Annotated in this window: 13 protein-coding genes; 1 reads left to right on the top strand and 12 read right to left on the bottom strand. The window is 46.1% G+C overall.

What is annotated here, in order from left to right; translation table 11 throughout:
• Positions 1 to 7: 7 nt before the first annotated feature.
• From polA to lepA, 5 genes are read right to left on the bottom strand one after another with little or no spacing between them, the layout of a single operon-like run.
• Entirely contained in the window at positions 8 to 2,689 is a 2,682-nt protein-coding gene (polA, locus tag AS006_RS07665) for a DNA polymerase I (RefSeq protein ID WP_101513780.1), read from the bottom strand.
• Positions 2,667 to 3,032, bottom strand: a complete 366-nt coding sequence (locus AS006_RS07660) for a carboxymuconolactone decarboxylase family protein (protein WP_101513779.1) — start codon at positions 3,030 to 3,032, stop codon at positions 2,667 to 2,669. Before AS006_RS07660 ends, polA begins: the two co-directional genes overlap by 23 nt.
• 5 nt (positions 3,033 to 3,037) lie before the next feature.
• On the bottom strand, positions 3,038 to 3,706 hold the full coding sequence (locus AS006_RS07655) for a glycerophosphodiester phosphodiesterase family protein (RefSeq protein WP_101513778.1): 669 nt from the start codon (positions 3,704 to 3,706) through the stop codon (positions 3,038 to 3,040).
• Positions 3,703 to 4,167, bottom strand: a complete 465-nt coding sequence (locus AS006_RS07650) for a DUF3242 domain-containing protein (protein ID WP_101513777.1) — start codon at positions 4,165 to 4,167, stop codon at positions 3,703 to 3,705. Before AS006_RS07650 ends, AS006_RS07655 begins: the two co-directional genes overlap by 4 nt.
• Positions 4,164 to 5,981: a translation elongation factor 4 gene (gene lepA / locus AS006_RS07645; RefSeq protein ID WP_199167516.1), complete on the bottom strand. Its 1,818-nt coding sequence runs from the start codon at positions 5,979 to 5,981 to the stop codon at positions 4,164 to 4,166. The genes AS006_RS07650 and lepA overlap by 4 nt, the downstream gene beginning before the upstream one ends.
• 101 nt (positions 5,982 to 6,082) lie before the next feature.
• On the opposite strand from lepA, the gene AS006_RS07640 reads away from it, so the two are divergent.
• Entirely contained in the window at positions 6,083 to 8,446 is a 2,364-nt protein-coding gene (locus tag AS006_RS07640; protein ID WP_101513775.1) for a glycoside hydrolase family 2 protein, read from the top strand.
• A 19-nt stretch (positions 8,447 to 8,465) separates the two neighbouring features.
• Here AS006_RS07640 and AS006_RS07635 read toward each other — a convergent pair whose 3' ends face one another.
• From AS006_RS07635 to AS006_RS07605, 7 genes are read right to left on the bottom strand one after another with little or no spacing between them, the layout of a single operon-like run.
• Positions 8,466 to 8,864, bottom strand: coding sequence for a UvrB/UvrC motif-containing protein (locus AS006_RS07635; RefSeq protein WP_101513774.1), 399 nt, complete (start codon positions 8,862 to 8,864; stop codon positions 8,466 to 8,468).
• Entirely contained in the window at positions 8,861 to 9,421 is a 561-nt protein-coding gene (gene pth, locus AS006_RS07630) for an aminoacyl-tRNA hydrolase (RefSeq protein ID WP_101513773.1), read from the bottom strand. The genes AS006_RS07635 and pth overlap by 4 nt, the downstream gene beginning before the upstream one ends.
• The gene (locus AS006_RS07625) at positions 9,422 to 10,072 is read right to left on the bottom strand and encodes a 50S ribosomal protein L25 (protein ID WP_101513772.1); all 651 of its coding nucleotides are present in this window, start codon (positions 10,070 to 10,072) and stop codon (positions 9,422 to 9,424) included.
• A gap of 22 nt (positions 10,073 to 10,094) precedes the next feature.
• Positions 10,095 to 11,042 (bottom strand): ribose-phosphate pyrophosphokinase, encoded by a 948-nt coding sequence (locus AS006_RS07620; protein ID WP_015919323.1) that lies wholly within the window; start codon positions 11,040 to 11,042, stop codon positions 10,095 to 10,097.
• Between the two features lies 1 nt (position 11,043).
• Positions 11,044 to 12,378, bottom strand: coding sequence for a bifunctional UDP-N-acetylglucosamine diphosphorylase/glucosamine-1-phosphate N-acetyltransferase GlmU (glmU, locus tag AS006_RS07615; RefSeq protein WP_101513771.1), 1,335 nt, complete (start codon positions 12,376 to 12,378; stop codon positions 11,044 to 11,046).
• A gap of 11 nt (positions 12,379 to 12,389) precedes the next feature.
• Positions 12,390 to 12,692: a hypothetical protein gene (locus AS006_RS07610; protein WP_101513770.1), complete on the bottom strand. Its 303-nt coding sequence runs from the start codon at positions 12,690 to 12,692 to the stop codon at positions 12,390 to 12,392.
• Positions 12,689 to 13,474, bottom strand: coding sequence for a DUF72 domain-containing protein (locus AS006_RS07605; RefSeq protein ID WP_101513769.1), 786 nt, complete (start codon positions 13,472 to 13,474; stop codon positions 12,689 to 12,691). Before AS006_RS07605 ends, AS006_RS07610 begins: the two co-directional genes overlap by 4 nt.
• Between the last annotated feature and the right edge of the window lie 43 nt (positions 13,475 to 13,517).

Here is a 13,517-nt window from a genome sequence, read left to right as displayed (position 1 = left end):
TCCTCCTTCAAGACCAGCTTTTTCCGATGCTTATGTCAACCTCAAGAGGCACAGAGAGTTTTACCACGTTTGTCATTTTGTTCTTCACCAGATCAACTAGTTCTTCTTTTTCCTCATCGGGAACCTCGAAGACCAGTTCGTCATGAACCTGAATGATCATTTTGGATTTCATCTTTCTTCTTCTCAACTCCTCGTCTATATCTATCATGGCCAATTTTATTATATCTGCCGCCGTTCCCTGGATGGGGGTGTTTATTGCGATTCTTTCGCCTTCGGACTGGGTGTTCTTATCCCTTGCCATGAGCTGGGGAATATCTCTTTTTCTTCCAAAGAGAGTCCTGACGTAACCCTTCTCTTTTGCCTCTGCAACAACTTGCTGGATGTAGCTTCGCACCTTTGGATACAGCGTGAAATAGCTAATGATCATCTTTTCTGCCTCTTTAACCGGTATTCCAAGTCTCACGGAAAGGCCGTACGGTGTGACACCGTATATTATAGAGAAGTTCACCATCTTTCCAACCCGTCGCATCTCCTCGTTCACTTCTTCTGGCTTTACGTTGTAGATCCTGGAAGCAGTCAGGGTGTGTACATCGATGCCCTCCTCGAAGGCCTTCACAAGGTTCTCATCACCACTGAGATGAGCGAGGATTCTGAGTTCTATTTGGGAGTAATCCGCACTGACGATCCACCAGTCTGGATCCTGGGGCACAATCGCTTTTCTGATTTCTTTTCCCTCTTCGCTCTTCGTCGGGAGGTTCTGAAGGTTTGGATCGCTGCTACTCAACCTGCCAGTGGCGGTACCGGTTTGGTGGAAAGATGCATGAATTCTTCCGGTTTTCGGGTTCACAAGTTTCGGAAGGGTGTCTATATAGGTCGATTTCAATTTCTGGATCTTTCTGTACTCGAGAATGAGGGGTACTATCTCATGTTCGTTCGCTATCTCTTCCAGCACTTCTATCCTGGTGGAGTACTCTCCTGTTTTCGTTGTCTTACCACGGGGTTTTATCCCTAACTTCTCAAAAAGAATCTTTGAAACCTGTTTTGGAGAATTGATGTTGAAAGGTTCACCTGCTATCTGATAAATTTTTTCGGCGAGTTCCTCGAGCTTTTTGCCGTACTCCTCCGAGAGCTTTTTCAGGAATTCTGTGTCCACATACACTCCGTTCAGTTCCATGCGTGCAAGAACGTTCACAAGAGGCATCTCTATCCTGTAGAAGACATTCTCGAGTTCCATCTCATGGAGTTTCATGCTGAGTATCTTGTAGAGCCTATAAGTGATGTCTGCATCTTCGCAGGAGTAGTTCGCAGCCTTGTCCACCGGAACATCCGCAAAGCTGAAACCAAAAAGTGGTGAGGAAAACGACATCAGCTCTTGGTAGGACGTCATTTTGTATCCGAGAAATTTCAAAGACAGATCCTCGAGGTTGAATTTTTTCTCGTTTGGCTCCAGCAAGTATGCGGCTATCATCGTATCAAAATGCGGATAAACCGGCGATATACCCTTTACCATAAGAACCTTGTAGTCGTACTTCAGATTCTGCCCCACGATCTTCGAAGACGGATCTTCAAGGATTTCTTTCAATTTCGACAGTACCAGTGTTTCATCGAGATTCTGGGCGTTTCTATGGTGAAGCGGAATGTAATAGGCCGTTTTCGGTTTGAACGACACGGAGATGCCGATTATCTCACAGTTGAACGGATCCAGAGAGGACGTTTCAAGGTCCAGGGCAAAAGATGGAACCTCCTTCAGCTTTTCGATGAGATCTTCGAAGGTCTTTTGATCCCTTACGATCTCGTATCCGGTTGGTTCTGCTTCTTCGTACAGCTGAAGTTCTTTCATGATGGAAGCAAACTCCAGTTCTTTCAATATCGGAAGCAGTTTTTTCTTGTCGTATCCCCCGTATTTCATCTCTTCCCAGTCCACTTCAACGGGTGCGTTCGTCACCAAAGTTGCAAGTTTTTTGCTGAGGATGGCAACCTCCCTGTCTCTCAAGAGAGCCTTTCCCACTCTCTGGGGAAGTTCACGGGCATGCTCTAGAATGTCTTCAAGATTTTTGTACTTGCCAAGAAGTTGTACAGCGGTTTTTTCACCTATTCCCGTTACACCGGGAATGTTGTCTATCTCGTCTCCCGTCAGTGCTAGAAAATCTGGTATCTGATGTGGTTCCACACCATATCTTTCTTTCACCTTTTTCGAATCGTAAAGCTCAAGATCCGATATCCCCTTGACGATTCTCCAGACTTTTATCTTCTCGTTTACAAGTTGAAGCATGTCCTTGTCACCGGTTATTATGAAAATCTCATCGAAAAACGTGCAACCCTTGACTGCAAGCGTGGCGATGATATCGTCCGCTTCGTATCCCGCCAGCTCCAGTACTTTGAAACCAAGTGCTTCTATCAGACGCTTGATGTAAGGTAACTGCTGAACTAGAAGATCCGGCGTCTTTGGTCTTTGCGCCTTGTACGCTTCGAGCAGTTTGTGTCTGAACGTTGCTGCCTTCTTGTCGAAGGCCACAGCTGCGTAGTCCTTTTCAGGTATTATGTGTTCCTTTATGAATTTCACGAGCATCCTGGCAACGCCATAGACAGCGTTCGTTGGAATTCCCGTGGATGTGGAAAGAGATCTGTCGAGGGCGTAATATGCCCTGTAGGCCAGGGCTGTGCCATCAAAGAGAAATAGTCTCGCCATTTTCTTGCATCCCCCTGAGTTCCTCCAGAAAATCCACCGCTCGTCTCAGGTGTGGAATCACGATCGATCCTCCTACTACAAGGGCTACATCGAAGGCCTCGAATATTTCTTCGTCGCTCAGACCTTCCTGTACACATCTCACAAGATGGTACCTTATACAGTCATCGCACCTCAAGACCATCGATGCAACAAGTCCCATCAACTCTTTGGTTTTCGTGTCGAGTTTTCCCGGTCTGTACACGGACGTGTCCAAGTTGAAGAATCGTTTGGTGATCAACGTTCCCTTGGAGAGCACCTTCTCGTTCAGTTTTCGTCTGGTCTCGACGAATTTTCTGTATTCCATGCTTTTCACCTCATTTTCGAGAAAAGCTCCACTTCGTCCGTTATGATACCATCGATATGAGCCTTTATCCTCTGGAAAATCCCAGGATCGTTCAGGGTCCAGACGAAGATTCTGATGCCTTTTTCTCTGAACCTATCACAAAGTTCTGTCACGAACTCGCTTTCGAATGCTTGGTACGGAATGTGGAGAGAATAAGGACGTTCTCTTTCAACACGATCAACAAAGCTCTGGATGTCCCCGTAGTTTTCCTCGTCTATGAGATATCCGTATCTTGCCCCTTTGAACTCTTCATCCAGGAGGTCCAGGTCGAAAGAAGAAAAGATCACGTTTTTTCTGCCTTTCGAAAGCTCAAGGGCAGGTCTGGCCGCTCTCCGTTCTTTTATTTCAACGTTCACGATCTTGTCGTCAGAGATGTGTTCGTACACCTCGTCCAGAGTAGTTATCTTTCCATCTGAAAGCTCTTTCAACTCATCGAGCGTGGCATCTTTCACTTTCAGATCCTTTCCAAACAGTCTTTTCAAATCCTCATCGTGTGACACCACCACTTTTCCATCCTTTGAAAGCCTCACATCGAGTTCCACACCATCCGCACCGCATTCGATGGCCTTGATGAACGCTTCCAGGGTGTTTTCCAGGTACTTCGCTGAATAGCCCCTGTGGCCAAGTACGATCATCCTTTCAACACCCCGTACACTCTGAACACGTGCTTCACAAACTCGTCAACTCCGTTTCGACCTTCCACAGTGAAAAACCAGCTCTTTTTCCACCAGGAAACGATCCTTTTTCCGTCCACTACCGTGGAAAACTTTCCCATGTTTGGCAATTCCAAGATGCTTCTCACCGAGAGAAAACCCGTCTTCTTTTTTACCGCATTCCATACCCGCTTGACATCTTCTCCCCTGTATGCATAAAGAAGCAAAACATCTCCGGTTTTCGACTCGAAGATGGCTACTTTTCCCTTCATTTCCACTTCTCTGTATTGATCCACCTCTTTGATGTCTACCAGTCTGTACTCTTGATTCTCCAGTATCTGAAGAGCGGTCTCCACAGAGTAGGCATCGGGTGGAACCTCTATTTGAAAAAACGAGCAAGCAGAGAGAAGAAAAACAAGTGCTCCAAGAAGGATCCATCTCACTTTTCATCACCTTCTCCTATCTTCAGAAGGGCCAGGAATGCCTCCTGGGGAATGGTAACACGTCCTATCTCCCTGAGTCTTTTCTTTCCCTCCTTTTGTTTTTCCAGAAGCTTCATCTTTCTTGTCACATCCCCACCGTAACACTTGGCAAGGACGTCCTTTCTGAGCGCTTTTATATCGGCTCTTGCTATTATCCTGCCTCCTGCTTTTGCCTGAATCGGTATCTGAAATTGATGTCTCGGAATCAACTCTTTCAATTTTTCCACCATCTTTTTTGCCACTGGATAAGCCTTCGATCTATGAACGACGAAAGAGAGTGCATCGACGGGTTCTTTGTTGACCAGAATCGTCACTTTCACCAGGTCGCTCTTTCTGTACTCTTTGAATTCGTAATCCATCGAAGCATAGCCTCTGCTCACTGCCTTCATTTTATCAAAGAAGTCGTAGATTATCTCAGAAAGAGGAGCATCAAACCTCAGTATCACACGATTTCTCCCGGCGTTCTCTGTTGCCCTGAGTTCTCCTCTCTTTTCGTTCTGAACGAGATTGATGAGTGGTCCTATGTAATCGGTGGGCGTTATGATCGAAAGATCAACGTAGGGTTCGTACACTTCCAGTATTTCTCCCTCTTCTGGAAACTTTGAGGGATCGGTGATCTCCAGTTCTTCCCCGTTTCTCAAAACAACTTTGTACCTGACGTTCGGAGCCGTCAAAATGACTGCCAGATCGAATTCTCTCTCTATTCTTTCTCTCACAACGTCCATATGAAGAGGTCCGAGAAAACCACATCTGAAACCGAATCCCAGTGCAGGAGACATGGTGGGTTCAAATTGCAGGGCAGAATCGTTGAGTTTCAACTTTTCAAGGGCTTTTCTGAGCTCCTCATAGTACTCTGGAAGTCCTGGAAACATCCCCGCAAATACCATGGGTTTTATTTCTCTGTATCCTGGAAGCGGCTCTTCTACTGGATCGTCGGCTGATGTTATGGTGTCTCCCACCCGGGCGTCTCCCACTTCTTTTATACCCGCTATCACATATCCAACCTCTCCCGCGCTGAGTGCGTCCACTGGTGTCATCTCTGGCAAAAACACCCCGACTTCCTGCACTTCGTAGACCTTTTTGTTTGAAAAGGTCATGATACGATCGCCGGGCTTGATCTGCCCATCGAAGAGACGAATGTGAACGATAATACCTTTGTAGTTGTCGTATTTGGCGTCGAATATGAGTGCTTTGAGTTTTCCGTTGATGTCCCCCTTAGGTGGAGGAACTCTTTTAACTATGGCCTCAAGAAGTTCTCTAACACCCGTACCTTCCTTGGCACTGACGAGCAGTATTTCTTCGTCTTTCACACCGAGAAGGTCCTTTATCTCAAGGGCTGTCTCTTCGATGTTGGCGTTTGGAAGATCTATCTTGTTTATCACGGGGATTATCTCCAGGTCGTGCTCTATGGCAAGATAAGTGTGTGCGACGGTCTGTGCCTCCACTCCCTGGGTTGCATCCACAAGCAGCACTGCTCCTTCACAGGCTGCCATGCTTCTTCCCACTTCGTAGGAGAAATCCACATGGCCCGGTGTATCGATTATGTTTATCTCGTAGGTGTTCCCGTCTTCGGCTGTGTACATAACCTTCACTGGCTGGGCCTTTATCGTGATCCCACGCTCTCTTTCTATGTCCATCATATCCAGGTACTGGTCTCTCATTTTTCTTTTATCCACTGTGTTTGTGATCTCGAGAATCCTGTCCACAAGGGTTGTTTTACCGTGGTCAATGTGAGCGATTATACAGATGTTCCTGATCAGGTCGGGTCTGTACACCCACAGATCACCTCCGGAGAAATTAACCTCACTTTTGAATTTTACCATTTCGTTTTTTCAACTTCCCTGTGATATACATTCAGAAGGAAGGAGGGAAAGTTATGAGACGAATCGACCTCAATGGAAGATGGCAAATCAGAGATTCGAAGGGGGAATTCTCCCTTGTGGGACTTGTCCCGGGAGTCGTTCAGGCTGACCTGGTCAGAGAGGGATTACTTCCCCATCCCTATGTGGGAACCAACGAAGATCTTTTCAAAGAAATCGAAGATAGAGAGTGGATCTACGAGAGAGAGTTCAACTTTCAGGAAGATCTCTCAGACGAGGACAGGGTCGACCTTGTCTTCGAGGGGATAGATACTCTGGCCGACATTTACCTGAACGACGTGTATCTTGGAAGCGCAGAGGACATGTTCCTGGAGTATCGTTTCGACATCAAAGATGTACTAAAAGAAAGGAATCATCTCAGGGTGTTCATAAAGTCTCCTGTGAAAGTTCCAAAGACCCTTGAACAAAATTATGGGGTGCTGGGTGGCCCAGAGGACAGTATCAGAGGTTACATTCGAAAAGCTCAGTATTCCTACGGGTGGGACTGGGGCGCTCGAATCGTAACAAGCGGTATCTGGAGACCCGTTTACATCGAAACATACAGAAAAGCCCGTCTTCAGGATTCCACTGCTTACCTTGTTGATCTGAAAGGAAAGGATGCCGTGGTGAAAGTGAACGGGTTCGTTTATGGAGAAGGGGACCTTGTAGTCGATGTCTTTGTAAACGGCGAGAAGATGGGAAGTTACCAGGTGATGGAGAAAAACGGTGAAAAGTTCTTCGAGGGTGTTTTCAGCCTGAAGAACGCAAAACTCTGGTATCCCTGGAATGTTGGAGAACCGTACCTTTATGATTTCACCTTCGTTCTGAAAGAATCGGAAAAAGAAGTATACAGGGAAGAGAAAAGAATCGGTTTGAGAAAGGTAAGGATTTTACAGGAACCAGACGGCGAAGGAAAGACTTTCATCTTCGAGATCAACGGTGAGAAAGTCTTCGCAAGGGGAGCGAACTGGATACCGGCCGACAACATCCTCACATGGCTGAAAACAGAAGATTACGAAAAACTCGTAAGGATGGCAAAAGATGCCAACATGAACATGTTGAGGGTCTGGGGTGGCGGGATCTACGAGAGCGAAGATTTCTACAAACTGTGTGACGAACTTGGGATCATGGTATGGCAGGATTTCATGTACGCATGTTTAGAATATCCGGATCATCTGCCATGGTTCAGAAAGCTAGCAAACGATGAGGCAAGAAAGATCGTGAGAAAGCTCAGGTATCATCCCTCCATCGTTTTGTGGTGTGGCAACAACGAGAACAACTGGGGATTTGACGAATGGGGTAACATGTCAAGAAAGGTGGACGGCATCAATCTGGGAAACAGACTCTATCTCTTCGACTTTCCCAAAATATGTGCGGAAGAAGATCCCGCAACTCCGTACTGGCCTTCCAGTCCATACGGTGGAGAGAAGGCAAACAGTGAAAAAGAAGGTGACAGGCACGTCTGGAACGTATGGAGCGACTGGATGAACTACGATCATTACGAAAAAGACAGCGGAAAGTTCATAAGCGAGTTCGGTTTTCAGGGAGCCCCCCATATGAAGACGATTGAATTTTTCTCAAAACCACATGAAAGAGATCTATTTCATCCGGTCATGTTGAAGCACAACAAGCAGGTCGAAGGACAAGAAAGACTCATCAGGTTCATCTACGGAAACTTTGGCCGTTGCAGAGACTTCGAAAGTTTTGTTTATCTGTCCCAGCTCAATCAGGCAGAGGCGATCAAGTTCGGCGTGGAACACTGGAGAAGCAGAAAATACAAAACGGCAGGAACGCTCTTCTGGCAATTGAACGACAGTTGGCCTGTTTTCAGCTGGTCTGCCGTGGATTATTTCAAAAGACCAAAAGCATTGTACTATTACGCAAGAAGGTTTTTCGCAGACGTACTTCCAGTTGTGAAGAAAATCGATGACAGGGTGGGCCTTTTTGTTGTGAGCGATCTCAGAGAGCTTAAAAAAGCCAGTGTCAGATTTGCAGCCTACAGAATGTCAGGAGATCTGATTTTTGAAAACCTCTACGATGTCACGTTACCAGCGGATTCAGTGATCCTGGTGGATACCGTTTCCACTTCGGCCGATCTGGCGTTCTTTGTAGAAGTGAAGGTAGAAGGCAGATCTTTCAAGAACTACAGGATCCTGAAAAAATGGAGAGAAATGGACATTATAGATCCAGAGATCTCGGTGATTGAAAAAGAGAACGAAATCGAAATAACAGCAGAAAGGCCTGCTTTTGGTATCAAGATTCTCTCAGAAGAACTGCCAGAAGACGACTTCCTGTTCCTTGAGCCCGGGGAAAAGATCGTCCTCAAAAAACCAGGCGGGTTTTTCGGTGTGAAATCTCTCTTTGATTATCTAGAAAGATGAAAGCCCCCTTGAGGGGCTTTCATTTCACATCCATCTTTCTCTTTATCTGAGTGATCAGCTGTTTCAATCGGCTCGCTCTTCTGTAGTCTTCATTTTTTATGGCTTCCTTCAATTTTCGCTCAAGAAACGCTATTTTCCTTTCGTTCAGAAGGACCTCCCTTTCTTGTGGATGCCATTTCCCAAACATCTGCTCCAGCACATAGACAGGAATCTCTACGAAAACTACCATTTCATCTTCAAAAACATGTCTTCCTTTTTTGAGGGTCTCGTCCGGAACACCAGCAATCTTTCTGAGAGGCACACTGTTTCTCAGAACTTCGGCTACACATTTTTTACAGTAAGAGATCTTTTTTTCTACACCATCAAAGTCTATCTGATAAGAATGGGAAGCTTTTTGACCACATTTCATGCATTTCATACTCTCACCTCTAAGGAGTTGTAAACGGACATTGCCTTGTCTATTCCCTCGTTGAGAATTGTCACCAGTGCATCTCTGGAAAGTTCAAAGACTTTCTGAAGTACTTCGAGTTCTTCTTTTGAAAACTCACCCAGAACGAAATCCACCAAACTTGTTCCTTCTGGTTTCTCTCCTATTCCGATTCTTATACGCTTTATCTCCTGTGTTCCAAGTGCCTGGATTATCGACTTCATTCCGTTGTGTCCACCGTCCGAACCTTTCTTTCTGACCCTGATCTTTCCAAGCTTTAGACTCACATCATCGTACACTACTATTATATCATCCACGTTCACTTGAAAGAAACGCATTATATAAGGCATAGCAACACCGCTGAGATTCATGTAGGTCAGCGGTTTCACAAGTACAATTTCGTGGCCATCCAGTTCTGCCCTGTTCCACTCGAAAAATTTCTCCGACTTCCAGCCTTTGCTTTTCAAGTAATCCAGAAAAAGGAAACCCACGTTATGCCTTGTGAAGGCATAACGTGGGCCTGGGTTTCCCAACCCCACAGCGACCATTTACTCTTCTTCCTCTTCTTCCTTCTTCTTTATTACTTCAGGTTCTACTTCTTCCTTTTCTACCGCTTCTTCTTCTTCGATGGATACTTCTTTAGGAACAAGGACGGATACCACTGCTTCTTCATCTTCCAGAAGACATTTCACGCCCTCTGGGAGTTTCAGATCCCTTGCGTGGATCACATCTCCAAGATCCAGTGAAGAAACGTCCACTTCTATCTCCTGTGGTACCCTGTCGGGATCTGTTTCAACGGGGATCTCTTCATGGTAGACTTCGAGGAAGCCACCTTTTTCCACGCCGACGGGTTTTCCTACCACTTTGAGAGGAACGTTGATTCTCATCCTGTGACCCTTGACAGGTTCATAAAAATCCACGTGGACGATCGCTTCGGAGACCTTGTCTCTCTGGATCATCTTCAAGAACACGGTCTTTTCCGAAACGGTCTTCTCCTCATCATCCTTGATAATCAGACGAATGGGAGTGGTTTCGGTTATCGTGTGGAAGACCTTTTCAAGCAGCGATCTTTTTATCTTCACAGGAATAGGATCCGTTGCGGGTCCGTACACAACGGCGGGTACTTCTCCTCTTCTTCTGAGGCGTTTTGCTTCTCTTTTGCCCTTTGGTGTTCTCAATCTGACCTCTAGACTTACCATCTTTTCTCCCTCCTGTAGGTCTTCATCTGAAGAGTATGCTCACCGACAGATGCTTTCTGATCCTCATGATGGCTTCTCCTATCAGGTTTGCCACCGAGATAACCTTAACCTTTTCAGGTAGCCTTTCATGGTAAATGGTATCCGTTATGTAGACGGTATCTATCGGGGAATTTTCTATTCTTTCAAGGGCGTTCTCCGAGAACACCCCGTGTGTTGCACAGGCGATGATCTTTTTCGCACCGGCCTTCTTCAGAGCTTCAGCGCCCTTTACTATCGAATGGGCAGTATCTATTATATCATCAAAAAGGATAACTACTTTATCCTTCACCTCTCCTATTATGTTTACAACCTCCGCCACATTGTCACTCGGTCTTCTTTTGTCAAGTATGGCAAGGGATGTTTTCAGTCGTTCTGCCATTCTTCTTGCCCTTCTTACTCCACCCACATCTGGAGACACAACCACCGTTTCTTCGGGGACTATTTCCTCCCTTTTTTGAAGTTCTTCTGCAAACACAGGATAACTCCATAGATTGTCAACCGGTATGTCGAAGAATCCCTGAATTTGTTCTGCGTGAAGATCGACCGTGAGAACCCGGGTTGCACCAGCCACCGTGATCAAATTTGCCACCAGTTTGGCGCTTATCGGGTCTCTTCCCTTTGCCTTCCTGTCTTGCCTTGCGTATCCATAGTAAGGAATAACGACAGCTATCGTGTTGGCTGAAGCCCGCTTGAACGCATCGATCATGATGAGAAGCTCCATCAAGTTTTCGTTGACCGGGGGAGACGTGGATTGAATGAGGAATATGTCATGGCCTCTCACTGTCTCGTTGATTCGGACGTTTATCTCCCCATCAGCAAACCTGCCAACCTCGCAGTCACCAAGCTGAAGATTCAGGTACCTTGCTATCTTCTCTGCAAGAGGCTTGTTAGAATTTCCAGCAAAAACCTTCATCTCGTTTGAAAAAGACATATCATTCCTCCTTTCTCTTCAGTACCCACCCTTCTTTCACGATCTGGCGGGCTCTTCCCAGACCCAGAGAGTATGGAGGAACGTCTTCTGTGATCACAGATCCGGCTCCTATGAGAGCTCCCTTTCCTACGCGAACAGGTGCCACCAGTGATGTGTTGCTTCCTATGAAGGCTTCGTCCTCGATGAAAGTGGGATTTTTTCTCTTTCCATCGTAGTTGCACGTGATGGTACCGGCTCCTATGTTTACGTTCGCCCCAACGTAAGCATCTCCTATGTAACTAAGATGCTGGGCCTTCGTTCCCTCTCCAATTGTACTTTTTTTGATTTCAACAAAATTTCCGATTTTTGACAATTTCTTCAAAACGGTTCCCTCTCTCAGCCTTGCGAAAGGTCCAACAGAAACGCCGTCCTCTATCACGCTTTTGAAGCACTCTGAACGCATTATTTTTACGTTGTTTCCCACTTCGCAGTCTACGATACGGCTCAGAGGGCCTATTTCGCAGCCTTTACCTATCTTCGTTTTCCCCTCTATGAAGGTCATGGGATATACGATCGTGTCCATCCCTATCTCCACCGAGTAGTGTATGTATGTGGTGTTCGGATCCAGTATCGTAACACCATTTTCGAGAAGCTCTTCTATTTTTCTTCTTCTCAGCTGATCTTCAAGCCAGACCAGGGTCTTCCTTGTGTTCACTCCCGTGATCTCCAGAGGATCCGCTGTTCTGACAACCCGAACGTTCTCGGCGAGGTTCACCGCATCTGTGAGGTAGTACTCTCCTTTCGCGTTGTCGTTCTTGATCTTTGGAAGCACTTTCAGCAGAAATTCGCCGGAAAAGACGTAAAAACCCGTGTTGATCGTTTTAATTCCTTTCAGATTCTCCGGAAGATCCACTTCCTCTATTATCCTGTACCTTCCCCCGTCCTCCACAACCCGACCGTATCCAGAAGGATCCTCCACGTCTGCCACAAGGATCGTGACATCCGCTCCTTTTCTGTGCTCTTCGATCATCCTCTTGAGGGTGCTTTCACTTATCAGTGGGACGTCTCCGTATAGGATGATAACATCATCGTCTGGTTTCAGGAAACTTTTTGCACACATCACAGCGTGTGCTGTTCCCAGTTGCTCTTCCTGAATGAAAATCCTGACCCATTCTGGAAGGTGTTTTCTGACCTTTTCTGCCTCAAAACCGAGAACAACACCAACTTCCTGGGCCACTTTCCCCGCCGTGTCGATCACCCACTCTATCATGGATTTGCCGGAGAGTCTGTGTAGAACTTTCGGTACCGCGGACTTCATCCTCGTTCCCTTTCCAGCAGCCAGAATGAGTGCTTTCATGGTTTCACCTCTCAAAACCAGTTTTTCTTTTCAAGATCCAGTTCGTTCAGTTCTCCCTTCAGAAAGCCTTCGATCTCTTCTCTTGTTATCTCGTCCTCAACAAACACTCTCTTTTCCCTGGGGAAAGTCTCGAAAACGTGGTGAACGATCGGCTTTTGTGAGATCTCCATGGCAAACAGTATCATCTGAAGCGCCTCGTGAATTTCCTCATCTGAGTACTTCTTTCTGAGATGATGAATGTGTTTTTCCATGAGATCGAAGATGTCTTCCTGGGATCCCTCAAGGACGTTCAGTATATCATCCAGAGCACTCACACTCTCTCCTCCAGCATCTTTTTGAACTCAAGCGCGTTCATCGCCGCTTGGCCCCTATAGCAGTTGTTGAAAAAAACATACGTTTCCTTCACCTTCTGAGACACATCCAGTACATCGCTCAGGAAAGAACTCAACTCTTCACGGCTGTACAGGTAATTGTACCGTTCTTCTCCCTCTGCTTCAAACCAGCGTTCGTTCCTCCCATGGAACCTGAAGTAAGCATAATCCGTTGTCACAATGGGTCTGTAAGGAAAAAGACCCGGAATCTTCGGTACGTCCACTATCACAAGGGTTATCTCCTGTTCCTTCAGGAAATGATACACATCGTCTCTGTCCCAAGAACTGTGGCGAAATTCACACGCAAGATGATGGGGAAAGATCTCTTTCAATCGTTTCAGATACTCCAGGTTGCTGGAAGAATATTTGAACGAAAACGGAAACTGAGCAAGGGTCATTTTCAACCTTCCCTCTTCGATGAGTGGTTTCAACTCTTCCACGAAGTTTTCAACCTCGCCCCTCGGGTCTTTTCCCTCTTTCCAGAGTACGTGTGTCACGTTTCCCGGAAACTTTACGGTAAAATAAAAATCGGAAGGGGTCTTTCTCAACATTTGCACAAAAGAGCGCCACGATGGTTGTGTATAATATGTGAAGTTCAACTCGACTATTCTGAAACCGAGTACCGCCCAGTAATATTTCAAAAACTGAGAGGGTTTTAGATACTCAGGGTACACAACTCCTTTCCAATCTTCAAAGGAAAAACCGCTCGTTCCAACATAAACCATCCGTTCCTTCCCCTTCTGGAAGAATGCTTCAATATGTATTGTA

This window comes from Thermotoga sp. SG1 (genome assembly GCF_002865985.1).
Lineage (GTDB): Bacteria > Thermotogota > Thermotogae > Thermotogales > Thermotogaceae > Thermotoga.
This window is presented reverse-complemented; position numbering and strand designations above follow the sequence as displayed.